21 protein-coding genes are annotated in these 25,750 nt (G+C 69.3%); 7 read left to right on the forward strand and 14 right to left on the reverse strand.

Features of this window, described 5'->3' with window-relative positions; genetic code table 11:
* Positions 1 to 160 precede the first annotated feature (160 nt).
* From BAU07_RS01415 to BAU07_RS01435, 5 genes are read left to right on the forward strand one after another with little or no spacing between them, the layout of a single operon-like run.
* Positions 161 to 2,218 carry a hydantoinase/oxoprolinase family protein gene (locus BAU07_RS01415; RefSeq protein ID WP_066653064.1) on the forward strand — a complete coding sequence of 686 codons (2,058 nt, stop codon included), beginning with the start codon at positions 161 to 163 and terminating at the stop codon, positions 2,216 to 2,218.
* 22 nt (positions 2,219 to 2,240) lie between these two features.
* The gene (locus BAU07_RS01420; RefSeq protein ID WP_066664516.1) at positions 2,241 to 3,959 is read left to right on the forward strand and encodes a hydantoinase B/oxoprolinase family protein; all 1,719 of its coding nucleotides are present in this window, start codon (positions 2,241 to 2,243) and stop codon (positions 3,957 to 3,959) included.
* A gap of 36 nt (positions 3,960 to 3,995) precedes the next feature.
* Positions 3,996 to 5,222 carry an NAD(P)/FAD-dependent oxidoreductase gene (locus BAU07_RS01425; RefSeq protein ID WP_066653066.1) on the forward strand — a complete coding sequence of 409 codons (1,227 nt, stop codon included), beginning with the start codon at positions 3,996 to 3,998 and terminating at the stop codon, positions 5,220 to 5,222.
* Positions 5,206 to 5,514 (forward strand): (2Fe-2S)-binding protein, encoded by a 309-nt coding sequence (locus BAU07_RS01430; protein WP_066653069.1) that lies wholly within the window; start codon positions 5,206 to 5,208, stop codon positions 5,512 to 5,514. The genes BAU07_RS01425 and BAU07_RS01430 overlap by 17 nt, the downstream gene beginning before the upstream one ends.
* Positions 5,511 to 7,031 carry an FAD/NAD(P)-dependent oxidoreductase gene (locus BAU07_RS01435; protein WP_066653072.1) on the forward strand — a complete coding sequence of 507 codons (1,521 nt, stop codon included), beginning with the start codon at positions 5,511 to 5,513 and terminating at the stop codon, positions 7,029 to 7,031. Before BAU07_RS01430 ends, BAU07_RS01435 begins: the two co-directional genes overlap by 4 nt.
* A 71-nt stretch (positions 7,032 to 7,102) precedes the next feature.
* On the opposite strand, the gene BAU07_RS01440 is transcribed toward BAU07_RS01435, so the two are convergent.
* From BAU07_RS01440 to BAU07_RS01450, 3 genes are read right to left on the reverse strand one after another with little or no spacing between them, the layout of a single operon-like run.
* Positions 7,103 to 9,337, reverse strand: coding sequence for a xanthine dehydrogenase family protein molybdopterin-binding subunit (locus BAU07_RS01440; RefSeq protein ID WP_066653073.1), 2,235 nt, complete (start codon positions 9,335 to 9,337; stop codon positions 7,103 to 7,105).
* Complete coding sequence (locus BAU07_RS01445; protein ID WP_066653075.1) at positions 9,334 to 10,314, reverse strand: FAD binding domain-containing protein; 981 nt, start codon at positions 10,312 to 10,314, stop codon at positions 9,334 to 9,336. The genes BAU07_RS01440 and BAU07_RS01445 overlap by 4 nt, the downstream gene beginning before the upstream one ends.
* Positions 10,315 to 10,316: 2 nt before the next feature.
* Positions 10,317 to 10,841 (reverse strand): (2Fe-2S)-binding protein, encoded by a 525-nt coding sequence (locus tag BAU07_RS01450; protein WP_084025077.1) that lies wholly within the window; start codon positions 10,839 to 10,841, stop codon positions 10,317 to 10,319.
* A 298-nt stretch (positions 10,842 to 11,139) separates the two neighbouring features.
* On the opposite strand from BAU07_RS01450, the gene BAU07_RS01455 reads away from it, so the two are divergent.
* The gene (locus BAU07_RS01455; RefSeq protein WP_066653085.1) at positions 11,140 to 12,327 is read left to right on the forward strand and encodes an MFS transporter; all 1,188 of its coding nucleotides are present in this window, start codon (positions 11,140 to 11,142) and stop codon (positions 12,325 to 12,327) included.
* Positions 12,328 to 12,409: 82 nt separating this feature from the next.
* Here the strand turns inward: BAU07_RS01455 and BAU07_RS01460 are convergent, their stop codons facing one another.
* The 6 genes from BAU07_RS01460 to BAU07_RS01485 form a co-directional block, all read right to left on the reverse strand.
* The gene (locus tag BAU07_RS01460; RefSeq protein ID WP_066653095.1) at positions 12,410 to 12,739 is read right to left on the reverse strand and encodes a DHCW motif cupin fold protein; all 330 of its coding nucleotides are present in this window, start codon (positions 12,737 to 12,739) and stop codon (positions 12,410 to 12,412) included.
* Positions 12,740 to 12,926: 187 nt separating this feature from the next.
* Entirely contained in the window at positions 12,927 to 16,184 is a 3,258-nt protein-coding gene (locus BAU07_RS01465) for a hypothetical protein (protein ID WP_157121912.1), read from the reverse strand.
* Between the two features lie 202 nt (positions 16,185 to 16,386).
* On the reverse strand, positions 16,387 to 17,973 hold the full coding sequence (locus tag BAU07_RS01470; RefSeq protein WP_066653099.1) for a DHA2 family efflux MFS transporter permease subunit: 1,587 nt from the start codon (positions 17,971 to 17,973) through the stop codon (positions 16,387 to 16,389).
* Complete coding sequence (locus tag BAU07_RS01475; protein WP_066664518.1) at positions 17,970 to 19,097, reverse strand: HlyD family secretion protein; 1,128 nt, start codon at positions 19,095 to 19,097, stop codon at positions 17,970 to 17,972. The genes BAU07_RS01470 and BAU07_RS01475 overlap by 4 nt, the downstream gene beginning before the upstream one ends.
* 93 nt (positions 19,098 to 19,190) lie before the next feature.
* Positions 19,191 to 19,763 (reverse strand): winged helix-turn-helix transcriptional regulator, encoded by a 573-nt coding sequence (locus BAU07_RS01480; RefSeq protein ID WP_066653101.1) that lies wholly within the window; start codon positions 19,761 to 19,763, stop codon positions 19,191 to 19,193.
* A 123-nt stretch (positions 19,764 to 19,886) separates the two neighbouring features.
* Positions 19,887 to 20,369: a YajQ family cyclic di-GMP-binding protein gene (locus tag BAU07_RS01485; protein WP_066653107.1), complete on the reverse strand. Its 483-nt coding sequence runs from the start codon at positions 20,367 to 20,369 to the stop codon at positions 19,887 to 19,889.
* Positions 20,370 to 20,579: 210 nt separating this feature from the next.
* Here BAU07_RS01485 and BAU07_RS01490 point away from each other — a divergent pair, with 210 nt between their 5' ends.
* Complete coding sequence (locus BAU07_RS01490) at positions 20,580 to 21,200, forward strand: DUF2127 domain-containing protein (RefSeq protein ID WP_232338225.1); 621 nt, start codon at positions 20,580 to 20,582, stop codon at positions 21,198 to 21,200.
* Here the strand turns inward: BAU07_RS01490 and cysW are convergent.
* The 5 genes from cysW to BAU07_RS01515 form a co-directional block, all read right to left on the reverse strand.
* Positions 21,197 to 22,024: a sulfate ABC transporter permease subunit CysW gene (gene cysW, locus BAU07_RS01495; RefSeq protein WP_066653113.1), complete on the reverse strand. Its 828-nt coding sequence runs from the start codon at positions 22,022 to 22,024 to the stop codon at positions 21,197 to 21,199. The genes BAU07_RS01490 and cysW overlap by 4 nt on opposite strands.
* Positions 22,025 to 22,026: 2 nt before the next feature.
* Positions 22,027 to 22,866, reverse strand: a complete 840-nt coding sequence (cysT, locus tag BAU07_RS01500; RefSeq protein ID WP_066653115.1) for a sulfate ABC transporter permease subunit CysT — start codon at positions 22,864 to 22,866, stop codon at positions 22,027 to 22,029.
* A 209-nt stretch (positions 22,867 to 23,075) separates the two neighbouring features.
* On the reverse strand, positions 23,076 to 24,086 hold the full coding sequence (cysP, locus tag BAU07_RS01505; protein ID WP_084025083.1) for a thiosulfate ABC transporter substrate-binding protein CysP: 1,011 nt from the start codon (positions 24,084 to 24,086) through the stop codon (positions 23,076 to 23,078).
* A gap of 165 nt (positions 24,087 to 24,251) precedes the next feature.
* The gene (nudC, locus tag BAU07_RS01510) at positions 24,252 to 25,094 is read right to left on the reverse strand and encodes an NAD(+) diphosphatase (protein ID WP_084025087.1); all 843 of its coding nucleotides are present in this window, start codon (positions 25,092 to 25,094) and stop codon (positions 24,252 to 24,254) included.
* Between the two features lie 86 nt (positions 25,095 to 25,180).
* Positions 25,181 to 25,675 carry a peroxiredoxin family protein gene (locus tag BAU07_RS01515; RefSeq protein ID WP_066653117.1) on the reverse strand — a complete coding sequence of 165 codons (495 nt, stop codon included), beginning with the start codon at positions 25,673 to 25,675 and terminating at the stop codon, positions 25,181 to 25,183.
* Between the last annotated feature and the right edge of the window lie 75 nt (positions 25,676 to 25,750).

Consider the following 25,750-nt stretch of genomic DNA (forward strand, 5'->3'; position numbering starts at 1 on the left):
CTGGAAGCGATGCGCGCGCGATGACCGGCCTGGAATGATCCGCGCCGCATCGGTCCGTCCGGGTCGATCGCGCGGACCGCAACGATCCATCGTCTGGGACCGGCGGCCACGCCCTGGCGCGGCCGCCCGGGGAACCTTTATTTTCTTCAGGAAGAACCCTATGTACCGTATCGGCATAGACGTCGGAGGGACGTTTACCGACTTCACCATGATCGACGAAGGCGCGGGGATCGTGCACTTTCACAAAGTGCCGTCCACGCCGGATGATCCGTCGCGCGCGATCGCCACGGGTATCGCGGGCCTGCTGGAGACCCACGGCGTCGATGCGTCGCAGGTGTCGCATGTCGGCCACGGCACGACGGTGGCGACCAATCTCATCATCGAACGCAAGGGAGCCCAGGTGGGTCTGATCACCACGCGGGGCTTTCGCGACGTGCTGGAGATCGGCCGGCAGACCCGTCCGCACCTGTACGACTACAGCGTGGGCAAGCCGCCCGTGGCCGTGCCGCGCCAGTTCCGCATCGAGGTCGCCGAACGCATACAGGCCGGCGGCGAGGTGCGCGAGCCGCTGGACGAACAGGCGGTGCGGCATGCTGCGCGCTACTTCGCCAGCCATGGCATCGGCGCGGTCACGATCTGCTTCCTGCATGCCTATCGCAATCCGGTGCACGAGCGGCGCGCGCGCGAGATCGTCGCCGAGGAAATGCCGGATGCGTACATCAGCCTGTCCAGCGAAGTCCTGCCGGAGTTCCGCGAATACGAGCGGCTGTCCACCACCGTGCTGAACGCCGCGGTCGGGCCCCGCATGGCCGGCTACCTGGAGCGCTTCCTGCTGCGGGTGCGCGAGCTGGGCATCGCTCACGAACCCCACACGGTGCACTCGAACGGCGGCCTGATGTCCATCGCCAGCGTGCGGCAGTTTCCGGTGCGTACCTGCCTGTCCGGCCCGGCTGCCGGCGTGGTGGGCGCCGCCGCGGTGGGCCGCGTGATCGGCAGCCCCAACCTCGTCACCTTCGACGTGGGCGGCACCAGCACCGACGTATCCCTGATCGTCGAGGGCAAGCCCTTGTTCACCTCGCATCGCCACGTGGCCGGCTATCCCGTGAAGACACCCATGGTCGATATCCATGTGATCGGCGCCGGCGGCGGCAGTATCGCGTGGATGGACGATGCCGGCGCCTTGAAGGTGGGACCGCATAGCGCCGGCGCGGTGCCCGGGCCCGTGGGTTATGGCCGCGGCGGCGCCGAACCCACCATCACCGACGCGGAAATCGTGCTGCAGCGGTTGAATCCGGTCTCGCTGCTGAACGGCCGCATGCCCGTCTACGCCGAGGCCGCGCGCGGCGTCATCCAGGAAAAGGTGGCGCAGCCGCTGGGCCTGGGTATCGAGGCGGCGGCCGAAGGCATCCTGCGCATCGCCACCGCCAACATGAGCCGCGCCATCCGCGCGGTATCGACCGAGCGCGGCTACGACCTGTCCCGCTTCGCGCTGTTCGCCTTTGGCGGCGCCGGCCCGCTGCATGCCGTCGAGGTGGCGCAGGAGTGCGGCATACCGCGTGTCATCGTGCCGCAGGAGCCCGGCACCATGTGCGCGCGCGGCATCCTGTTGAGCGATATCTCCTTCGATTTCGTGCGCAGCGAAATCTCCCTGGCCACCCCGGCCAACTGGACCCGCGTGGCGGGCATCCTGGACGACCTGCGGCGGCAGGCCGATGAATGGCTGGCGGCCGAAGGCGTGGCGCAGGGCCTGCGCGCCGCGCACTGCGCCATCGATGCGCGCTACGAGGGCCAGAACTTCGAGGTCCAGGTGCCGCTGGACGACACCGGTGAAAGCGGCTTCCAGGAATTCCTGGCGCGCTTTGCGCAGGCGCACCAGCGCGAGTACGGCTACGACGTGGACGACCGCGCCATCCAGATCATCAATTGCCGCGTGCAGGCCAAGGGCCAGGTGATCAAGGCGCCGTTGTCCCCGCGCACCGTCTCGGGCACGGTGGCCGACGCCCGCATCGGCACGCGCGACTCCTATTTCGGCGCCGCCCACGGATGGCTGGAGACCCCCGTCTACGACCGCGCCCGCCTGCCCACCGCCGTGTCCTTCCAGGGACCCGCGCTGGTGGAGGAAATGAGTTCCACCACCGTGGTCGGCGTCGGCCATCACGCCGTGGTGGACGACTACGGCAACCTCATCATCACCCTGCAAGGCAATTCCCATGGCTGAACACATCCGCGAGGCAACGCACATGGCTGAACACATTCGCGCGGCCGGGGACCTGGCCGATCCGATCGGCATGGAGGTCTTCTGCAACCGGCTGCTGTCGATCACGGAAGACATGAACAACACGCTGGTGCGGGCGTCGTTTTCCACGAACATCAAGGAACGCAAGGATTGCTCCGTGGCGCTGTTCGATGCCGCGGGGCGGCTGGTGGCGCAGGGCACGCAGATTCCCCTGCACCTGGGGTCGCTGGACGGGGCGATGCGCGCCATCCTGGAGCGCCACACGGTGGACACCATCCAGGACGGCGATGTCTTCATCTGCAACGACCCCTACCTGGCCAACGGTAGCCACCTGCCCGACATCAATATCGTCACCCCGGTGTTCTGGGAGGGCACGCTGCGCTTTTTCGCGGCCAACATCGCCCACCACTCGGACGTCGGCGGGCCGGTGCCCGGCTCCATCGCCGGCGGCCTGGGGTCGATCTTCGCGGAAGGCGTGCGCATTCCCGTCAGCCGCATCGTGCGGGCCGGCACCGTCGACGAGGACCTGCTGAACCTGATCTGCGCCAATACCCGCGATCCCGAAGAACGCCTGCTGGACCTGCGCGTGCAGATGGCGACCAACCGGCGCGGCGCGGCCGCGGTGCAGGGGCTGATCCGGCAGATGGGGCTGGACGCGGTGCTGCAGTCGGTGGAAGACGTGATCCGCTATACCCGGCGTCGCCTGCTCAATCGCATCGCCGAGCTCAGGCAGGGCAGCTATACCTTCCATTCCGATCTGGACGACGACGGCTTCGGCGGCGACCCGGTGCGCATCCAGGTCACCCTGACGGTTCATCCGGACCGGCTGCACTTCGATTTCAGCGGCTCGGGCAAGCAGGCGCGCGGCGCGATGAACCTGCCGGTCAATGCGCTGCGTGCTTCGGTGTACTACGCCGTCAAGGCCTTGCTCGATCCGGACATCGCGCCCAATGCGGGCCTGTTCGCACCCATCGAGATCTCGGCGCCGCTGGGCACCATCACCAACCCGGAACACCCCGCGGCGGTGGGCGCGCGGTCCATCACCGCGCAGAAGGTCGCGGGCGCGATATTCGGGGCCTTCCGCGGCCTGCTGCCGCCGGAAAAGATCATGGCCTCGGGCAACGACTGCTGCCCGGCCATCGTGTTCTCCGGCAAATGGCCGGCGCGCGCGGGCGAGTTCGTCTACCTGGAAACGCTGGGCGGCGGCGCCGGTGCGCGCTACGACATGGACGGCATGGACGCCATCCATGTGCACATGACCAACACCTCCAACCTGCCAGTGGAAGCGCTGGAAAACGAATACCCGCTGCTGATGGACGAGTACGCCATGATCCCGGATTCGGGCGGCGCAGGCCGCACGCGCGGCGGACTGGCGATCGCCAAGCAGATCCGCGCGCTGGTGCCGGGCATCGTGTTCTCGGCGCGCTCGGACAGCCACACCGTCGGCGTGGCCACCGGCGTGGACGGGGGCCGGGATGGGAGGCGCGCGCGGCTGGTGCGCAACCACGGTACGCCGCGCGAGGAGGAACTGTTTTCCAAGACGGCCGGCATCACGCTGGACGCCGGCGAAAGCGTCCGCATCGAAACCCCCGGCGGCGGCGGCTACGGGTCGCCCGCCTTGCGCGCCCGCGAACGGCTGCGGCGCGACCTGCTGGATGGCAAGGTCAGCGCCACGGCGGCTGGCGAGCTGTACGGCGCGGTGCCGGAGGAGCTGGCGCGATGACGCGTGGAGTCTGCGCGTGGACAGGAGGAGGCCGGGATGCCGGGCGGTGACCGCGGGGCGTTCGACGGCGTCCTGGATGCGCTGGTGGTGGGCGGCGGCCTGGTCGGCTCCGCGATCGCCTACGGCCTGCGCGGCGCGTTCGAACGCGTGGCCGTGCTGGACGAAGGCGACGTGGCATGGCGCGCGTCGCGCGGCAACTTCGGCCTGGTGTGGGTGCAGAGCAAGGGCATCGGCATGGCGGCGTATTCACGCTGGACCGTCGAGTCCGCGGGCCTGTGGCCGGCTTTCGCCGCGCGGCTGCTCGATCAGACCGGGATCGACGTGCGGCTGGAGCAGCCCGGCGGCCTGACGCCGTTGATGAGCGAAGGCGAGATCGAGGCGCGCGTATCCGCGATGCGGCGCCTGCACGCGCAGCCGGGCATGCCGAAGTACGAATGGAAGCTGCTGGACCGCTACGAGACCGCGCAGGCGCTGCCCGGCGTGGGACCGGACGTGCAAGGCGCGATCTGGTCTGAACGTGACGGCATCCTCAACCCGCTCAAGCTGCTGCTCGCGCTGCATACCGCGTTCGCCCGCATGGGCGTGCACTACCTGCCGCGCACGCCGGCGCAATCCGTGTCGCACGAAGGCATGCACGGGGACTTGCAAGGGGTCCTGCGCGAGCCGTCGCCGGCTTCGCATGCACCGCATGGCGGGCATGGCTCGCATGGCGGAGGCCTTTTCCGCGTGGCCACGCCGCGCGGCGAGCTGCGCGCACGCAGGCTCGTCATCGCGGCGGGGCTGGCCAACCAGGCGCTCGCCGCGCAAGTGGGGCTGGATGTGCCCGTGCGGCCCCAGCGCGGCCAGATCATGGTGCTGGAGCGCACGCGCCGCCACCTGCCGCTGCCTTGTGTCACGCTGCGCCAGACCGATGAGGGCACGTGGCTGGTGGGCGATTCGCAGGAAGAGGCCGGCTTCGACGACGCCAGCCTAGGCCTGCCCGTCCTGGCGACCCTGGCCGACCGCGCGGTACGCACGCTGCCCGCCCTGCGCGACGTCCGCGTGGTGCGGACCTGGTCCGCGCTGCGCGTCATGGCGCGCGACGGCTTTCCCGTGTACCAGGAATCGACGCGCTGTCCCGGTGCCTTCGTGGCCACCTGCCATAGCGGCGTCACGCTGGCCGCCGCGCATGCGCTGTCGCTGGCGCCGCGCATCGCCGCGGGCGCGCTGGACGACGCCTTCCTTCCCTTTTCTACCGATCGCTTCGATGTTCAAACGACTTGACCTCGCGACGCCCGTGGCGTCACACGACCCGGTCACCATTACGGTGGAAGGGCGCTTGCTGTCCTGCGCCGCGCACGATACCGTCGCCGCCGTCCTGCTGGCGCACGGCTTCGACGCCTGCCGCGGCACGCCGGTGTCCGGCAGCCCGCGCGGACCGTACTGCATGATGGGGGTGTGCTTCGACTGCCTGGTGGAAATCGACGGCACGCCGAATCGCCAGGCCTGCATGACGCCGGTGCGCGCCGGCATGTCGGTGCGGCGCCAGGACGGCGCGCGGGAGCTGCAGCCATGACGGCCCCGCAATGCTGCGATCTTGCCATCGTCGGCGCCGGCCCCGCCGGGCTTGCCGCCGCCACCACGGCCGCCGGCCTGGGACTGGATGTCGTCGTGCTGGACGAGCAGGCCGCGCCGGGCGGGCAGATCTATCGCGCCATCACGCATACGCCACTGGCCGCCCGCGCCGTGCTGGGCAAGGACTACTGGCATGGCGAGACGCTGCTGGAACCCTTCCGGGCCTGCGGCGCCCGCCATCTGCCCGGGGCCACCGTGTGGGCCGCCGCGCCGGTGTCGCGTGCGCTGTCCCACCCTGTGTCCGGCTCCGCGCGGTCTGCCGCCATGCCGGCATCGGCGCCGACGCGCGGCGCGGTTGTCTCCAGGGACTCACCGGCATGGGAGCTGGCCTATTCGGTGGACGGGGCGGCGAATCTGCTGCACGCCCGCCACGTCCTGCTGGCGACCGGCGCGCAGGAGCGTCCTTTCCCCATTCCGGGATGGACACTGCCGGGCGTGCTGGGCGCGGGCGCCGCGCAGATCCTGCTGAAGTCCGCGGGCATGGCGCCTGAAGGACCTGCCGTGCTGGCCGGCTCGGGTCCGCTGCTGTACCTGCTGGCATGGCAGTACCTGAACGCCGGGGCGCCCGTCGCCTTGCTGCTGGATACGACGCCCGCGGCGAATGCGCGCGCCGCCTTGCCGCACGCCTGGGGCTTCCTGCGCTCGCCCTACCTGGCCAAGGGCTGGAAACTGCTGCGCGAAGTGCGCGCCGCGATCCCGGTGGCCAGGCACGTTACCGACCTGCGCGCCGGAGGGCAGGCGCGCCTGGAGTCGGTACGCTATCGCGTCGGCGCGGCCGAGCGTGTGCAGGCCGCGCGCCATCTGCTGCTGCACCAGGGCGTCATCCCCGGCCTGAATCTGGCGCGGGCCATGGGCCTGGCCTGCGACTGGAACGACAGGCTGGCCTGTTGGGAACCGGTGGTCGACCGCTGGGGCGCCACCAGCCTGGACGGCGTCAGCCTGGCGGGCGACGGCGGCGGTATCGCGGGGGCGCTGGCGGCCGAGCAGGGCGGCCGCGTCGCGGCCTGGCATGCCGCGCATGTCCTGGGCACGATCAGCCGCGAACAGCGCGATGCGGGCGCGGCGCAGGCCCTGCGGGCGCACGCCCGCGCCACGCGCGGCCGCGCCTTTTTCGACACCCTGTACCGGCCCGCCCCGGCCTTCCGGCGCCCGGCCGGCGAGACCATCGTCTGCCGCTGCGAGGAAGTCACGGCGCAGCAGGTGCGCGACACGGTGCAGCTGGGCTGTACCGGCGTGAACCAGATGAAGGCCTTCCTGCGTTGCGGCATGGGGCCCTGCCAGGGCCGGTTCTGCGGCGCGACCGTGACCGAACTCATCGCGCAGGAACGCGGCGTACACCCCCGCGAGGTCGGCTACTATCGGCTGCGTTTTCCGACCAAGCCCGTCAGCCTGGGCGAGTTCGCGTCCTTGCCGCAGACCGAGGCGTCGCGCAAGGCCGTGGTGCGATTCGGCAAATAGCGGAGATGCGCGCGCCGTCGTGCCGATGCTGGCATGACGGCGCGCGACAGGCGGGCGGCTGCCGCGCAGCTTCAAGCCTCCACGCCTGGCTCCAGCAGGTTCTCGATGCGTATCGGCAGCCGGCGCACGCGTTTGCCGGTCGCATGAAACACCGCATTGGCGATCGCGGGCGCCACGCCGACCAGTGCGATTTCGCCCACGCCCTTCACCCCCAGCGCGTTGGCATGCGCATCGTGGCCGCCCACGAAGCAGACGTCGAGCTCGCCGATGTCGCGGTTGACCGGCACCAGGTAGTCCGCCATGTGGGCGTTGACCGGACGCCCGTCGCGCGGGTCCAGCGCGGTGGCTTCCATGAGGGCCATGCCGATGCCGCCTATCATGCCGCCCAGGCACTGGCTGCGCGCCAGCCGCGGGTTGATGACGCGGCCAACGTCGTAGGCGCCCACCATGCGCCGTACGCGCATGGTGCAAACGTCCGGGTCGATGGCCACTTCCGCGAACACCGCGCCGAAGGCATGCATGGAATAGGTGTCGCCTGCCTTGTCGTCACGGCTGCCGGTCGCGCCAACTTCGATCGGCTGGCCGCCGATGCGCGCCATGATCTCCTCGTAGCGCAGCGCGTCCTGGGGTGACGAGGTGCGATACAGGGCGCCCTTGCCCCAGGTCAGTTCATCCAGGGGCGCGCCGCCGAAAGGCGCCTCGGGGTCGCCCAGCAGGCGCCGCGCGAGTTCGGCCTGCAGTTCGCGGCACGCGGCCAGCACGGCGCTTCCCACCGACGCCATGGTCATGGACCCGCCGTGCGGCGGTGTCGGGGGATACGCCGAACGGCCCAGGCTGACGGTGACGCGGTCCAGCGCGACACCCAGCGTGTCGGCCGCCACCTGGGTCATGGAGGTATACGTGCCGGGACCCATGTCGCTCGCCGCCGCTTCCACTTCGAAACGGCCATCGGGCAGTATCCGGGCCCGGGCGCTGGCCGGTGCGAAGAAGGTCGGGTACGTAGTGGCGGCCATCCCCCAGCCCAGCAGCAGCCGCCCGTCGCGCATGGAGCCCGGCGCCATGGTGCGGCGCGACCAGCCGAAACGGTCCGCGCCCATGGCATAGCAATCCAGCATCGCGCGGCTGGAGAAGGGCTTGCGCGCGCCTTCGTCCTGGGCCGGTTCGTTGCGGCGGCGCAGCGCCAGCGGGTCGATGCGCAGGGCATAGGCCAGTTCGTCCAGGGCGCATTCCAGGGCCAGGATGCCGCTGGCTTCGCCGGGCCCGCGCATATGGGTCGGCGTGGACACGTCCAGGGGCAGCAGGCGATAGCGCGTATGGACGTTGGGGCAGGAATACAGGTAGGAGGTCGCCGATGTCATGGCCTCGGTGAACTGTTCGAAGCGGCTGGTTTCGCCACGGCCCTCGTGGATGACGCGACGCAGTGCGCCGTCGGGGGCGGCGCTCAACGCGACGCGCTGCAGCGAGCGCGGCCGATGCCCGGTGGCGTGGAAGGTCTGCCGGCGCGTCAACACCAGCTTGACCGGCCTGCCCGACACCCTTGCCGCCATGGCGGCAAGGGTCACGTGCGGCCAGGTACGCAGGCTGGTGCCGAAGGCGCCGCCGACGAAGGGGCAGACAACGTCCACCTGGTCCTCGCGCAACCCGAAGATCGCGGCGATTTCCGCCTGCTCGTTGGCGACGAACTGGCTCTTGCTCCACAGCCGCAAGGTGTCGCCGTGCCAGGCCGCGATCGTGGCATGCGGCTCGATGGGCATATGGTTCTGGCGCGCGATCTCGTAGTGCGCGTCGATCGCCACATCGTCGACTGCCGCGTCCGCCTGCGGCGCGCCCCGGACGTGGTCGGCGCGTTCCACGCCGAAGGCCTCCGGGACGATCTCGCCGACCGTGTCGTCGGTCGGGTCGACAACCGGACGCGCGGCCTGGTAGCGCACGCGCAAGGCCAGCGCGGCATGTTCGGCCTGGTCCAGCGTTTCCGCGATGACCACGGCGACCGGCTGCCCATGGAAGCGAACCTGGGCATCCTGCAATACGTGCAGGCGTTCCCCGGCGCCTGGATCGATGAAGCTGCGCCGCTCCGCGTAGGGCAGGCGCGGCGCGTTCAGATGCGTCAGGACGTCGATGACGCCGGGCAATGCGCGGACCGCGGCGTCGTCGATCGCCAGCACCTCGCCCAGGCCGACCGTCGCGCCGACAATGACCGCATAGGCCTGCCCGTCCTGGTCGAAATCCGCCGCATAGCGCGCTGCGCCGGTGACCTTCTGCCGGCCGTCGACGCGCGCGACCGGTGTTCCCATGGTGGCGTTCATGGCTGCGCCTCGCTGGCCAGTTCCAGGGCCCGCTTGACGGTCCGCGCCAGCAACGGGACCTTGTAGCGGTTGTCGCGCAGGGGCTGGACGCCGGCAAGCGCCGCTTGTCCCGCTTCGTCGAACGCGGCATCGCCGGCGCTGCGGCCCGCCAGGCAGTCTTCGCTGGCGCGCATGCGCCACGGCCGCGTGCCGACGCCGCCGCATGCGATGCGGGCCTCCATGATGATGCCGTCCACGATATGGAGCGCCACGGCTGCCGATACCAGTGCGTATTCGTAGGAGGCGCGGTCGCGCACTTTCAGGTAGCGCGCACGGCGGGCATGGGGGCCTCCGGGGACCCGGATCTCGGTGATCAGTTCGCCCGGCAGCAGCGTGTGTTCCAGGTGCGGCGTCGTTTCCGGAAGCCGGTACAGTTGCTCGACGGGGAAGCTGCGCGCTCCGCCCGGTCCCAATACGCGGACGGTGGCGTCCAGGGCTACCAGCGAGACGGCCAGGTCGGAAGGATGCGTGGCGATGCAGGCCGCGCTGCCGCCCAACAGCGCATGGCCGGCGTGCAAGCCGTCGATGGCCGCGCAGCCGCTGCCCGGGAATCGCTTGTTGCAGGGCGCGTCCAGCATGCGGAAGTAGGGGCAACGCACGCGTTGCAGCAGATTGCCGCCCATGGACGCCATGTTGCGCAGTTGCGGCGAAGCGCCCTCGATCAGGGTCTCGGCCAGCAAGGGCTGGTGCTGGCGCGTCAAGGGGTGGGCGGCGGCGTCGGACATGCGCGTCAACGCGCCGATGACCAGTTCACCGTCTTCCTCCCGCACATAGTCCAGCGGGATGCCGTTGATGTCCACCAGCGCCTCGGGCCGCTCGACCTCTTCGCGCATCAGGTCCACGAGCGTGGTGCCGCCGGCGATGTAGCGTCCGCCGGCCCGCGCCATGGCGATGGCGTCGCGCTCGCTGCCGGCGCGTTGCAGTGTGAAGGGCAGCATGGTCAGGCCTCCCTGGCGGCGTAGGCCACGGCCGCATTGATGCCGTGATACGCGGCGCAGCGGCAGATATTGCCGCTCATCCAGAACTGGATGTCCTCCGGCGTGGCGGCATGGCCTTCGGCGATGCACGCCACGCCGGACATGATCTGCCCCGCCGTGCAGTAGCCGCACTGGAAGGCATCATGCGCAATGAACGCCGCCTGCAGCGGATGCAATTGCCCGTCCTGGCTCAGTCCCTCGATGGTGGTGACCTTGGCGCCCTGGTGCAGGACGGCGAGCGCCAGGCAGGAAACGACGCGGCGGCCGTCGACCAGGACGGTACACGCGCCACAGGCGCCCTGGTTGCAGCCTTTCTTGGTGCCGGTCAGGTGCAGTTGCTCACGCAACAGGTCCAGCAAGGACAGGCGCGGATCCACGGACAGCGTCGTGCCCGCGCCATTGACGGTCATGCTGACCGTCACGTTGGCGCCGGGTGCTGCCGGGGGCGAAACACGGGGGGTCGGGTCGGACAGGGTTTCCTGGTTCATGCGCTACCTCCGGTGGTGGGTGGTGCCGGTGGGCCGTCGCAAGCGCTGCGGGATGGTCAATACACCATCGGGGCGAGGGCCGGAGCGAGGCATCGCGCGTATGCACGATGCCATCAAGCAAGCTAGAGCCCGCGCCGGGGAGCGTCAATGATGCGAACGGATGAGTACCGAACTAGGCCCCGTCCTTGTCCGCAGCCGACCGGGCTTGCCCGGGCCGGCCGTGCCGCCGTCGGCGGCGCATACAATCGGCGCGCTGTCCCGTTACGCGGGGCGGCGCCCCTCGTGTATCCGGACCGGTATGAACCCAAGCCCCAAACCCGACGTCGTCCGCCAGTTGCTGCCTTTTTCGCTGGCGGTGTTCTTCGGCTTTCTTTCGATCGGCATACCGCTTTCCGTATTGCCCGCGCAGGTGGGGCATGTCCTGGGGTACGGCAGCGTCATGGTCGGCTGCGTCGTCGGCGCGCAATCGCTGTCCACCCTGCTGACACGGCAGTACGCGGGCCGTCTCTGCGACACGCGCGGCCCCAAGTTCACCGCGGTCCTGGGCTTCGGCAGCGCGTCGGCGGCCGCGCTGCTGTATTTCGTCTCCGGCCTGGTCGTGCACGTGCCGCTGGCCAGCCTGCTGTTGCTGGTCGCCGGGCGCTTGCTGCTGGGATTGGGCGAAAGCCTGTTCATTACTTCCCTGGCGACCTGGAGCATCGCGCGGGTGGGCGCCGCCCACGCGGGCCGCGCCATGGCCTGGCAAGGCATCGCCATGTACGGCGCCATGGCCTTCGGGGCGCCGGTGGGCAGCCTGTTGCTGCAGGCCGGTGGGTTCATCCTTGTCGCGGCCATCGCCATCGTGTGCCCGCTGGTGGGCGGCATCATGGCGACGCGCTGGACCGACGTGGCGCCGCCGCGCGGCAAGCGCGTGTCTTTCCTGCGCGTGGTGGGCGTCATCTGGCTGCCTGGCCTGGCGCTGGCCCTGGCCTCCGCCGGCTTCGGCACCATGGCAGCGTTCCTGCCGCCCCTCTACCTGGCGGGCGGATGGTCCAATCCGGGCGCCGCGCTGACCGCCTTCGGCGTGACCTATATCGTGATGCGCCTGTTCTTCGCCGGAGTCCCCGACCGCGCCGGCGGCTACCGCGTGGCGGGGTTCTCGCTCATCGTCGAGGCGGTCGGGCAATTGCTGATCTGGCATGCCGACAGCGCCGCGACGGCGCTGCTGGGCGCGGCCGTGACGGGCGTGGGGTATTCCCTGGTATTTCCCTCATTGGGCGTCGAGGCGATGAAGCGGGTGGCGCCGGAGAACCGTGGCCTGGTCATCGGCGCCTACCTCGCGTGTTTCGACCTCGGCCTGGCCATGGCCGGTCCGGCCGCCGGCGTGGTGGCGCAGAACCTGGGCATCGCCTCGGCCTTCCTGGCCAGCACGGTGACGGCGTTGTGCGCGGCGGCGCTGGTCTGGTATGCGCGGTTTTCGCCCCGCTACAGCAGTCCGCGCGGCTAGGGGCCATTACGAACGCATCGTGCAAGGCGCCGCGCGCGCCCGCATGCGGCGTGGCGGCGCGCCGCTCCGGGCATGGACCGCCCTAGTCGACGATGAACAAGGTGGCGCCGTTCGCTGTCGATGAGCGATGCGCCTCGGCGGCGTCCGCTACCTGGTAGCTCATGCCGGGCCGCAGGGTGAATTGGCGACCGTCCTCGAGCTCCGTCTCCAGCGTACCGGCCAGGCAAAGCAGGATATGCCCCTTGCTGCACCAGTGGTCCGCCAGATAGCCGGGCGTGTATTCGACCATGCGCACGCGGATGTCGCCGAATTGCCGCGTGCGCCAATACGCCTTGCCGGTGGTTCCCGCGTGTTCGGTCGCTTCGATCGTCGACCAGTCCGTCGTGCCGAAGGGGATGTCGGAGAGCTTCATCTGCGGGGCCTTTGTTGTCGGTGCGGTCGGTGGGCGGCAGGCGGGGCGGGGAATGAAGATCCCGGATACCGGCCGCCGCGCCGGAAGCCGGCTGCAGAGCCGCATTGTAGAGGCCGCCACGGCTTGAAAGGCGGCCGAGGCTGGAGCCGGATGGTCCAATGGCCCTATGGCTCGAAGGCCAACGGCGCTACGCGCCTTCCATCGTGCTCTGCCCGGCTTCGCTATGCACTGCCGGCGCCGGCGCGGCCAGCCGATAGCGGACGTCCAGGGGTTCCGCCAGTCCCGTCATCGCGCCGTCCGTATCGAGGGCCACGCAGAAGGTGGCGTCGATGTGCGCCACGCTGCCGGACGGCGCCGCGCCCTCCGTGCCCATCGTGTCCGCCGCATCCTCCGCATCCGCCACGTCCTCAGCGTCCTCCGCGCCCGCCATGCCGACCGCGTCCTCTGATCCGCCTGGCACGCGATAGCGCAGGCGAAAGCGCAGATGGTAATCGCCCTCGGGCCAGCGTTGCAGGTGCACATGCATGCAGGCCGGCTCGACGGCAGCCCGCCCGCCGGCCTCGGCTGTTTGGAAGGCCGGCTCGTCCTGCTGCGCCAGCACGGTCACGAATGCATCGGCCGCACGCTGGCACATCAACGTCGTCAGCGCCTTCGCCGACCTGCCGGCCAGCCTGTGCAGCGCCTTTACCGCGGCGCCGGCCGCCGCCAGCCGCTCCTGGCCCGCCAGCAGTGGATCGAAGCCCGGATGATGCACCGTGCCGCCCTGGGCGCCGACGCCGTCCAGGGCCAGCGAAATGCCCGGCCGTCGCAGCGCATCCTGCGCGAAGGCTCCGGCCACCATGTACCATTGCTCGCCCTCGCCGGGAACGGGCAGGTTGACGGGCGTCCAGCGCACCGTACGGGCATCGGCCCGCGCCAGCAGGGCGGCCTCGAAACGCTGGTGATCGGCCGCGGACAATCGTGGCCGCGCCGTCTCCGTGGCGCAGCACCACTGCACGCCGAATTCGTTGGCGATCGCTTGCCATAGCGCGGGATGGTCGGGCAAGGCGTCATCGGCGGGCGCCGCCATGCCATCGGCGCGGGCCTGGCAGGCGTGTCGCAGGGAGTACACGACATAGCAGGCCATCTGCAGGACGACCAGCGTGCGCGTCAACCGCGCCGTATCGCGGCCGGAGAGATCGGCGGCGTATTGCGCCAGGGCCGGCACGAGCTGCCGCAGCGCCGCGCCCATCATGCCGGCGTGGCGGATGGCGTCGCGCAGCGCGGCCGCCGGCATGGCGCCGCCTCGGCCATCCAGCACCTGGTCCACCCAGGCGTTGACCAGGGCCGTGCGGTCGTCGGTATCCATGGGATCGCCCAACAGGACGCGGGCCTGCATGAAGTCCATCAACGTGTCGGCGATGTCGCGCAGCCGCGCGACGATATCGAACACGCTGGAACCGGGCGCGGCGACCGCGTCCAGCAATGCCGCCAACTGGCCACGCGCCGGGTCCGGCATGCCGCTGCGGCGGCGGATTTCCGCCATCAGCGCCGCCTTGTCCACCAGCACCGCGAAGGGCGCCACGGCGCCGGCCGCGGCGCGCAGGTTCCCCAGTTCCGCATCCGACAGTTGCCGCAGGCGGCCGGGCAGGTCTTCCGGCATGCCTGGATCGGACGTGCTTGCTGGCGGCATATCCGCTGCCTGCGTGCCGGCACTGGAGGTGGCCACTTCCTGTGTGCCGGCTTTCGAGGTGGCCACTTCCTCCGTGGCCACTTCCTGCATGCGCGCCTCCTGCATGCCGCTGCCGGCGGGGTGCCCGAACAGCAGCTCGCGCGTGCGTGCCACGGCGTCCTGGACGGCCCCGTGCAGCGCCGCCGGCATGGGCGCCTGGAAGGCCGTGTCGACCTCCGCCAGCCGGGCCAGCGCCATGCCCACGCGCTTCATGCACACCGACGCCCCCGCGCGGTCCCCGCGTGCGATGGCATGGCGCAGGCTCTCCAGCGCGACGTCGACGGCCTTATGGTGGATGTCCAGCACGCCTTCGCATACCGCGCCCACGGATTGCCCCACGGTGGCTTGCAGGGGGAGCAGTTCAGGCAGGGAGTTCATCGAGCCCCGCAAAGAGGCCAATCCCCGCGCCGGCAGCTTCAGCAAGCCGGCGTGGCGCAGGGCGGCAGGCAGGTATTGCAGCGCCAGCGCCAGGGCTTCGTCACGCAGGTGTTCCCGCAAGGCGCCGGCCGTCGGAAAGCCGCCCGCCAGGGACAGCGCCTGGCGGTCCAGCATCGTGTACACGTCGCGTATGGCCGTGGCGATGGACCCTCCCAGCCGGTCGCTGTGGCGCACCGCTTCGGCGGCGCTGGCGGCCGCGCGCGCATCGCGGTGGTGCAGTTGGATGCGCAAGCCGGAGCGCCAGGAGGCCCACATCGCCTCGACGCCAGCCTGCTCCGTCCCGGCGGGCATGCCGCGCGTTTCGCCATCGCCGTCGTCATCGCCTTCGCCTTCGCCATCGCCGGCGATATTGACGTCGTCCACGTCCGTGTCGGCGACTGTCCGGCCCCGATCCCCGCCGCGCAGCTCGGCGGCCGGCGCCACGGTGGCTGCAGCCGGAACGCAGTCGATGGCGGACAGCGCCGGCCAGGCCTGTACGGCCAGTGCGCCCAGGTCTTCGTCGGGCAGGTCATCCAGCAGCAGATCCAGTACCTGCGCCGCCGGGCGCGCCGGGGATGCCAGCCACACCCCGATCGCATGCAATTGGGTCAGCGGCGCTGCCAGGGTGGCCGGATCCCGCTGTCCAGCGTGGGCCGCCTGCACCAGCATGCGGACGTGCCCGGAACCGATGCGCACGGCAAGCTCCCGCACCACGGCCCGCTCCATCGCGTCCAGGATGTCGCCGGCGGCGGGGCGCAGTTTGCAGGGCAAAGGCTGCACGAGTGCCTTGGTCCGCTGCGGACCGGATGACAGCTCGGAATACAGGATGGACAGCGCGCCCAGCTCCATGTCGGCGGTGCACGCCGCCAGACCGGCGAGCAGCGCGGCGTGCGCCGCATCGGCATCATGCTGGGTCGGTGCCCGGCCCGGCCCGCGCGCGTCCATGCACAAGGTCTTCAGGCATTTCGTGGCGGCGGCGGGAAGGCGTTGCTCCCGTTCGCGCGCGCACAGCAAGCCGGCCAGGTCGCGGAGGGACACGGCGATGCGGTGCGCGGCGCCGTCGTACGGGAGCGCCGCCTGGCGCTGCCCGCCGCCCAGGCAATACGACAACAGGCGACGCACGCCGCCGGCCGGGGCGGAGCCGTGGCGCGCCTGCGCGGCACGGGCGGGCGCGCCGGCTCGCGCCTCCCGCAACGCCGGTGCCGCGGCATCGCCATGATGCCCATGTGCCGGACGTCGCGCATGGGGAGCAGGCCCCGGCATGCCGGATGGATGCACCGCACCGATCGGCGTCGAGTCCTGTCGCGTCACGGGCATTGGGATGTGATGGCGTAGGCGATGCGGAATGGCACGGGCGGCTCCCTGCCGTGTCGGAACGCGGATGAGTCCCCTATCCCGTGGATGTGTTCCCGCCCGGAACCAATAAGTTGAGTTGGCGTCGCGGGCGCGGCATTCCTGCGTGCCGCGTACCGCGTCGCCGCACGCGCGGCATCGCGCCCCACCCCGAGCCCCGCGCGCTTCAGTGCGCGTCGGCGGACGGCGCCTGCGGCGGCTGGACCTTGCGCATCAGCGGCACCAGGGCCGTGGCCCCGATGAAGCACGCCATGATGGCCAGGAAGGCATCGCCGTAGGCCTGGGTCTGTGCTTCCCGGTATGCCAACGACCACAGCCGGGCCAGGCCCACCGTGGCGGCATGATCGCCGGCCCAGTGGGCCGCCTGCGCCGTCACGCGGGCCAGCACGTCATTCATGGCTTCGTTCGTCGCATTCAGGTGTTCCGCCAGCCGGTAGAAATGCAGGTTGGTGCGATCGTTCAACAGGGTCGCGCACACTGCGATGCCGATCGCACCGCCCAGGTTGCGCATCAGGTTGAACAGCCCGGATGCCAGTTTCAGGCGCACCGGCGACAGGCTGCCCAGTGTCAGCGTGACGGTGGGGGCGACGGCAAACTGCTGCGCCATGCCGCGGAAGGCCTGCGGCAGCAGCAGCTCCCCCGCGCCCCAGTCGTGCGTGATGGGCGCGAAGTTCCACATCGAAAAGGCGAAACAGGCCAGCCCGGCCATGAGCAGCCAGCGCAGGTCCACGCGGTTCGCCAGCATCGTGTACAGCGGAATCGACATGATCTGGAAGAGGCCGGTCGAAAAGATCGCCGTGCCGATCTGCAGGGCGCTGTAGCCGCGCACGTGGCCCAGGAAGAGCGGCGTCAGGTAGATCGTCGCGAAGATCCCGACCCCGCTGACAAAGGAGAACAGGCAACCCAGCGCGAAGTTGCGATCCTTCAGCGCGCGCAGGTCGACGATCGGATGCGCATAGGTCAGCGAGCGCCAGACGAAGCCGATGCCGGCCAGCGCCGCCACCCATGCGGTGGCCAGGATGGTCGGGTCGTCCAGCCAGTCCCAGCGCGGGCCTTCCTCCAGCGTGTATTCCAGGCAGCCCAGGCTGAGCGCCAGCAGGACGATGCCCAGATAGTCGGCGCCGCGCAGCAGCGACGGGTCGGCACGGTCCACGCGCACGAACATGGGCACCATGATGGCGACGAACACGCCCGGCACCAGGTTCACGAAGAACAGCCAATGCCAGGAGTAGTGGTCCGTGATCCAGCCGCCCACCGTGGGCCCCAGGGTGGGGGCCAGCGAGGCCAGGCCGCCCACCGTCGCCGCCGCCAGCACGCGCTGCGGACCGGCGAAAAAGGCGAAGGCCGTGGTGAATACCAGCGGAATCATGGAGCCGCCCAGGAAGCCTTGCAGGGCGCGGAACGCGATCATGCTTTCGATGTTCCAGGCCCAGCCGCACAGCAGGCTCGCCGCGGTGAAGCCGGCCGCCGAGGCGCAGAACAGCCAGCGGGTGGACATGACCCGGGCCAGCCAGCCGGACAGCGGGATGACAATGATTTCCGCGATCAGGTAGGACGTCTGTACCCACACGGTTTCGTCGACGCCCGCCGACAGGCCGCCCCCGATGTCCTTGAGCGATGCCGATACGATCTGGATATCCAGCAAGGCGATGAACATGCCCAGGCACATGGTGGAGAAGGCAAAGACCTTCTCGCCGGTGCGCATCTCCGCGGGCGAGCGCAGCGCCCCGCCTGCGACGGCCGCGCCGCTCATGGCGCCGGTCGTACGTCGACGTCGGCGCGCACCGACAAGCCCGGGCGCAGCAGGCCCAGCCGCGCATCCTCTTCGTCCAGCACGATGCGCACGGGAACGCGTTGCACGATCTTGGTGAAGTTGCCCGTGGCGTTTTCGGGCGGCAGGACGCTGAACTGCGCCCCCGTGGCCGGCGCGAGGCTGGCGACGCGGCCATGGAAGACCCGGTCCGGCAGGATATCGGCCACGATGGTGGCGCGTTGGCCGGGCGCCATGCGGGCCAGCTGGCTTTCCTTGAAGTTGGCGTCCACCCATAGTCCCGACGCGGGCACCAGCGCCAGCAATTGCGCGCCCGCGGGCGCGTAGGCGCCCTGGCGCGCGCGCCGGTTTCCGACCGTGCCGTCCATCGGCGCCCGCAGCGTCGTGTAGGAAAGGTTCAGCCGGGCCTGTTCGCGGTCGGCCATGGCCTGGGCCAGGGCGGCCCGGGCCTGGGTTTTCTGGGTATCGATGACTTCCAGGGCGCGCTGCGCGGCCACCAGTGCGGCGTCGGCCTTCTGCTGGTTCGCCACCGCCTGCTTGTAGTCCGAATCGGCCTTCTGGAAACTCTGCAGCGACACGGCGGCGCTGCCGGAGAGCGATTTGTAGCGGACCTGGTCCTGGCGCGTGCGTACGGTTTCGGCTGCGGCCGCGGCCACCGTGGCGCGCGCCTGCAGGATCACGGCTTCCTGCAGCCGCCGGTTCGCGTCCAGGTTCTCCAGCAGGGCTTGTTCGGCCGCGACCGTTCCTTCGGCTTTTTCCAGCGCGGCCCGGTAGTCGCGGTCGTCCAGCTTGACCAGTACGTCGCCGGCGCGCACTGCCTGGTTGTCACCGGCCGCCACCATGGCGATATAGCCGGGCACCTTGGCGCCCAGCACCGCGATGTCGCCGCCCACATAGGCATCGTCGGTGTCCTCGATGAAGCGGCCTTCGTACCACCAGTGATGTCCGTACCATGCCGCGCCGAGCAGCACGACCAGCAGTCCGGCGAAGTAGAAGGGGCGCCGCCCTCGTTTGGGGGCAGGCGTGTCGTCACCGCGCGACGCGGCGACGGAGCCATCGGCGGAGGAGGAAGAGGCGCCGGGATGGGCGGCGGTGACAGCGGGCATGGGAAGGGCCGCGCTGGCGGAGGTGCGTGACATGGACAGGCTCTGGGGTAAGAGGTCGGATTGCGGCGCCCACGGCGCAAGCGGGCGCCTGGGTCAGGCCGCCGTGGTCGGTTCGGGGTCGTGGGGGTCCTGGATGTCCTGGGGGTCGTGGGGCGCTTCGTCAGCCGCCGATTCGCCGTGCTTGCGCGCCGCGAGTGCGATCCGCTCGCGCACGCCGGGCGTGGCGCCGGCGCCGGCCATCACCGTGACGCCGTCCAGGCCCAGTACCTGTCCCGTGGACGTGTCCAGCCAGCACTGCTCGACCGGCGCGCCGGTTTCGCGCGCCACCACGGCCAGCGCCGGCCCTTCCGGGGAGAAATGGCGATTGCCCCAGGCCACCATGGCGAGCATGATCGGCCGCAGTTCGCGCCCCTGCTGCGTCAGCACATATTCGTAGCGGGTAGGCCGGCTGGTATAGACGCGCTTTTCGAGCAGGCCCGCCTGTACCAGTTCGGCCAGCCGGCGGGTCAGGATATTCGGGGCGATGTCCAGGCTTTTGCGGAATTCATCGAAGCGCGTCATGCCGTAGAAGGCATCGCGCAGGATCAGCATGCTCCAGCGTTCGCCCACGCGAGCAAGGGTGCGCGCGATGGGGCAGGGCATGGCGGCGAAATCGGTGTGGGGCATGGGGGTTTGGCAGGCGGCCGGCAGAGTGACTTGCGATTTGAAAGTGATTCTACGTGAGTGACTTTTGATTTGCAAGTCACATCGCCGCGCGGTTGGCTGCGTGCCGGCCCGCGATGGGCGGCCCTAGTCCCGGAAGTTCTCGAATTGCAGCGGCAGGTCCACGTCGGTCTTGCGCAGCAGCGCGATCGCGCTTTGCAGGTCGTCGCGCTTCTTGCCGGTGACGCGCAGCTTGTTGCCGTTGATCTGCGTCTCGACCTTGAGCTTGGCGTCCTTGATGGCGGCGATGAGCTTCTTGGCGACAGGCTGTTCGATGCCCTGCTTCAGCGTGACCTTCTGCCGCGCCCCGCCCAGGTTGACCAGCGGTTCGGCCGCGTCCATGCTGCGCGGGTCGATGCCTCTCGCCGTCAGGCGGCCGCGCAGGATATCGAGCATCTGCTTGAGCTGGAAGGCCGACGGCGCGATCTGCGTCACGACGTATTCCTCCAGTTCGAATTTGGCGTCCGTACCCTTGAAGTCGAAACGCGTCGCCAGTTCGCGATTGGCCTGGTCGACGGCATTGCTGAGCTCGTGCTTGTCCACTTCGGACACGACGTCGAATGAAGGCATGCTGGGATCCTCTTGATGTTCTGGACGGAATTCTCCCATGGCCGACCGCCGCGAGGAAAGCCGCTATGCTAGTCGCAGCCGCGTCCACGCCCGGACACCAGGCGTCCGCCATCGGGCGCCGGCCCGCTCGCCCCACGCATGCCCGCCAAGGATCCGTCGAATGAACATTTATTTTCCCGATCGCGGACGCCGCACGGCCCAGGTCCCAGGATGGCGAGCGCCCAAGGCGGCGCTGGAAGGAACGGCGGACAGGTCGCCGGCCTGCATGCACCGGGACTGCGGCCGGCACCGGCCGGCAAGGTTGGGCTGAGCATGGGCGGCGCCATGGAAAGGACGGACCCTCGCAGCCCGCCGATCGTGCCCGCCGAGGTGGCCACGCGGCGGCGGGCACAGCGCCTGATCGCGCTGTTCGAGGCATTGAAAGGCATCGGCGCGCTGGCGGCCAGCATCGGGCTGCTGAGCCTGCTGCATCACGACCTGCGCCATATGGTCGAGGTCATGATCGGGCATTTCGGCCTGGACCCGGGCGGACATTACCCGATGGCGCTGCTGCACTACGCCACGCTGTTGCAGGACACCAGCGTGCAGGCCCTGGTCATGCTGGCGACGGCCTATGTGGCGCTGCGCCTGACCGAGGCGTATGGCTTGTGGAAGGATCGCGCGTGGGGCGAATGGCTGGGGGCGCTGTCCGGGGCCATCTATGTGCCCTTCGAGGTGCGCCACCTGCTGCACCGGCCGTCGCTGCTCAGCGCCGTCGTCGTGCTGGCCAACGTGCTGATCATTGCCTTCCTGGCATGGCAGTTGTGGCGCCGCCGTGCGCCGGCGGGCTAATGCGCGGGGCCGCGCAGCTTGACGCGCTGGCCCCATTCCATGGCGGTCTTCACGACCATGGTCAGCAGCGCCATGCACGCCAGCAAGGCCGCGGCCGTGAACGCGCCGACGGTCTTGTAGTCGTCGCTCAATTGCTCGATCAGCAGCGGCAAGGTGACGGTCTGGCCGCGGATCGCGCCCGAGACCACCGACACCGCGCCGAATTCCCCGACCGCGCGCGCATTGGTGATCACGGTGCCGTACAGCAGGGCCCACTTGATGTTGGGCAGGGTGATGCGCCAGAAGATCTGCCAGCCGTTCGCCCCCAGCGTCAGGGCGGCGTATTCCTCGTCCGAGCCCTGGGCCTGCATCAGCGGGATCAGGATGCGCGCCACGAACGGCGAAGTCACGAACACCGTGACCATGACGATGCCCGGCCACGCAAACATCAACTGGATATCGTGTTCGCTGAGCCAGCCGCCGACGGCGCTTTCCATGCCGTAGACGACCAGGTAGCACAGGCCGGCCACGACCGGCGAGGTGGCGTACGGGATATCCACCAGGGTCGTGAGCACCTGCTTGCCGCGGAATTCGTAGCGCGTCACGCACCACGCCAGCAGGATGCCGAAGGCCACATTGATCGGCACGGTCAGCACCGCGGCCAGCAAGGTCAGCCAGATCGCGTGCTGCATTTCCTCGTCGCCCAGGTTCTGCAGCAGCATGTGCCATCCCCCGGACAACGCCTGCTGGAAAATCAGGGCCAGCGGCAGCACCAGCAGCAGGAAGGCGCCGGCGACTCCGATGGCGATCAGGGCCCACTGGCGCCAGTTGTGCGGTTTTCGCATGGTCAACGTCCGGGGCGCTGCCATGGCAGCAGGCGGCCCTGCAGCACATGCAACGCGAACAACAACAGCAGGGAAACGGCCAGCACCACCGTGGCGATGGCGGAGGCGGCGGGATAATCGAATTCGGACACGCGCACGAAGATCATCAGCGAGGTGATTTCGGTCTTGAACGGAATATTGCCGGCGATCATGACCACCGCGCCGAACTCGCCCAGGCTGCGTATGAACGCCTGCGAGGCGCCGGTGAATACCGCCGGGGCCAGGGCCGGCAACAGTACGCGCCACGTGGTCTGCCATTCGCTGGCGCCAAGCGTGTGCGCCGCCTCTTCATATTCCGGGCCGATTTCTTCCAGGACAGGCTGCACCGACCGCACGACGAAAGGCAGGCTGGTGAAGATCATGGCCGACACCAGGCCGGGAAAGGCATAGGAGATCTTGAAGCCCATCTGGTCGAACCACTGGCCCACCCACCCGGCGGGTCCCAGCAGGACGGACAGCGTCAGTCCGGCGACCGCGGTGGGCAGGGCGAACGGCAAGTCGACCAGCGAGTCCAGGAACAGACGGCCGGGAAAGCGGTAGCGCACCAGTATCCAGGCCAGGAGCAACCCGAACAGCACGACGGTCACGGTCGACAGCGCCGCGCCCAGCAGGGTGACGCGGTAGCTCGCCAGCACGCGCGGGTCCGTAATGGCCTGCCAATACTGCGCGGCGCTCATCTCGCTGGTATAGGCGAGCAGGGCCGCGATGGGAAACAGGATCACCAGCGAGATGAACAGGCTGCTGACGCCGAAGCTCAGGCCGAACCCCGGCAGGGTCGGATGTTGTTGGAAGAATCTCGACATACCCTTGCGATGAAAACCGGCCGGCCGCGCAATGCGGCCGGCCGGCGCCTGGCCTTGCCGACGCGGCGCCCGGGGCCGTAGTCTACCCGGGCCGCGGGGTCGGCGTGGAAGTCATCCCTGCATGCCGGTGCGGCCGGGAGGTCTGCCTGCGGAAGCCGGCGGCACCACGGCGGCCGCCGATATAGCGGCGCGCAGCGGCCCGCGCAGCATCAGGACTTGCCGGCCAGCAATTGGTCCAGCACGCCGCCGCCCTTGAAATGCGTTTCCTGGATCTGGTCCCAGGAGCCGAGCAATTTCTGCGGATCGAGCAGCTCTACCTTGGGGAAGCGGCTGGCGTACTTCTGGACGATGGCCGGGTCACGCACGCGGTAATTGAAGCTGGCCAGCAGCTCCTGGATTTCGGGCGAGTATTGGTATTGCAGGTAGGCCTCGGCCAGTTTGCGTGTCCCTTTGGCGTCCACCACCTTGTCGACCACGGCCACCGGGAATTCGGCCAGCACGCTGACCGGCGGCACCACCACTTCCGCGCCGAGCGCCTTGAACTCCTCGCCGACGGCGATGTTGCGCACTTCCGATTCGAACGTCAGCACCGCGTCGCCCTGGTTGTTCTGGGCGAAGGCCACCGTGGCGCCACGGCCGCCGGTGGGAAAGCTCTCCACGTTGTGCAGCAGCTTGCCGACGAAGGCGCGGGTCTTGGCTTCATCGCCATTGAATTTCTGCAGCGCGTAGAGCCAGGCCGCCAGATAGGTATAGCGCGCGTTGCCGGAGGTCTTCGGGTTGGGGAAGACGACCTTCACGTCATCGCGCACCAGGTCGTCCCAGCTCTTGATGTGCTTGGGGTTGCCCTTGCGCACCAGGAAGGCGATGGTGCTGTAGTAGGGCGAGCTGTTGCCGGGGAAGCGCTTCTGCCAATCCTTGCCGACCAGGCCGCGCTTGGCCAGCACGTCCACGTCGGTGACCTGGTTGAAGGTCACCGTATCCGCCTTCAGGCCCTGCATGATGGCCTGGGCTTGCCGCGAGGTGCCGCCGAAGGTCTGCTCCACGGTCACCGTTTCGCCGGTCTTTTCTTTCCAGTACGCGACGAACTTGGGATTGATCGCGGTGAAAAGTTCGCGCGAGATGTCATATGAGGAATTCAGCAGCGTTTGCTGGGCCGAGGCGGTCGCCGCACCCGCCAGCATGGCGGCGGCGAAGGAGGTGACAAGAAGACGCTTGATCAAGGGGACGGCTCCAAGACAGACAACAACCGTCCCGAATGGCCGGTTGGGGCAGGCATCAACCGTCCGGGTGGGCGGCTGGGCAGGCAGACGCCGTCCGGGGTGGACGGCCGTGGCATCATGCCCGGCTCGCTTAGTAACGCAAACAAAGAATTTTCGTTTTATATATTATTTTTGGTCATAAGTGACCGCGCCAGCCGGCAGGTGGGCGCGCACGAGCGAGCCGGCGACGGAATCCAGCGGCGGGATATCGGGCAGCGTATCGCCGGGGCCGAACCAGCGCGCGTCGACGATTTCCTTGCCATCGACCTGGATCTCCCCGCTGAGGTATTCCGCGGTGAAGGCCAGCATCAGCGAATGCGGAAACGGCCATGACTGGCTCTTGAAGTATTTGAGGTCGTGGACTTTCAGGCCGACCTCCTCGTAGACCTCGCGGTGCACCGTCGCCTCCAGCGATTCACCCGCCTCGACGAAGCCCGCCAGGGCGCTGTAGCGGCCGGCGACGAAGTTCGCATTGCGCGCGAGCAGGATGCTGTCTCCCTTCTTGATCAGGACCATCATGGCCGGGGAGATGCGCGGATACGCGGACAGCCCGCAGCGCGGACACTTCATGCAGTACTCTTCCGGCACGCGCACCGTGGCCGTGCCGCACGCGCCGCAGTAGCGGTGCGTGCGCGCCCATTCCGCGACCTGGAAGGCGCGGCTGGCGATCGAGGCGCCTTCCTCGCCCAGCACGCCCAGCATTTCCCGCAGCCGCTTGAAGACGTAGCCCGCCGGGGCCTGGATGTCGCGGCCGAGCGCCGCGCTGACACAGCCGCGCCCCGCATACGTGCCGACGGCGTGCCACTCGATATCGGTCGCCGCCACCTGGCCGCGCAGTTCGTCCCCCGGCAGCGCCAGGTCGTGCTCGCGCACCAGAAGCTCGCCGCCGCGAAAGGCGAACACGTGCCCGTGCGGCGTGACGATCACGTCCGGGATATTGGAAGGGGAAGGCGCGGAGGTTTCTGCCATGGGGCGTGACGAGCTTGCGTAGACGGTGACGGGGGCGGCCCGCGCCGTCCGCGCATGCCGGACAGGCGCGCCCGCCGGGGGCGCGGTCAGCTTGCGGCCAGCGCTTTTTCGACCTGCGCGTGGAATTCCTTGGGATCGTACTCGCCCAGGTAGCGCTTGATGATGCGGCCCTGCTTGTCAATGAGGAAGGCTGTCGGTGTCAACTGCACATTGCCGAATGCCTGCGCGAGCTGCCCCTGGGTATCCAGGGCCACGGTGAAAGGCAGCTTGCGGGTCTGCGCGTAGTTCAGCACGTAGTTGGGCGGGTCGTACTGCATGGCCACCGCCACCGTCTGGAAGCCTTGCGGCGCGTAGCGGTTGTAGTCGGCGATCGTGCTGGGCATCTGCTTGATGCAGGTCACGCAGTCGGTTGCCCAGAACTTGACCAGCACCACCTTGCCGCGCAGGTCCTGCAAGGCGATGCGCTGCCCGTCGATGGACGCGAACGTCACGTTGGGCGCGGCCTGTACCGGGCGCCAGATGAACCAGCCGGCGATGCCCGCGGCCACCACCACCACCATTGCGACAACGAGTTTCTTCATAAGGACACCATCCCTTCGCATTCCTTCCGGGAACGCACGCGACTACGATCGATCCCCGCCCTTGGACACGTTACC

Source organism: Bordetella flabilis (genome assembly GCF_001676725.1).
Lineage (GTDB): Bacteria > Pseudomonadota > Gammaproteobacteria > Burkholderiales > Burkholderiaceae_B > Bordetella_C > Bordetella_C flabilis.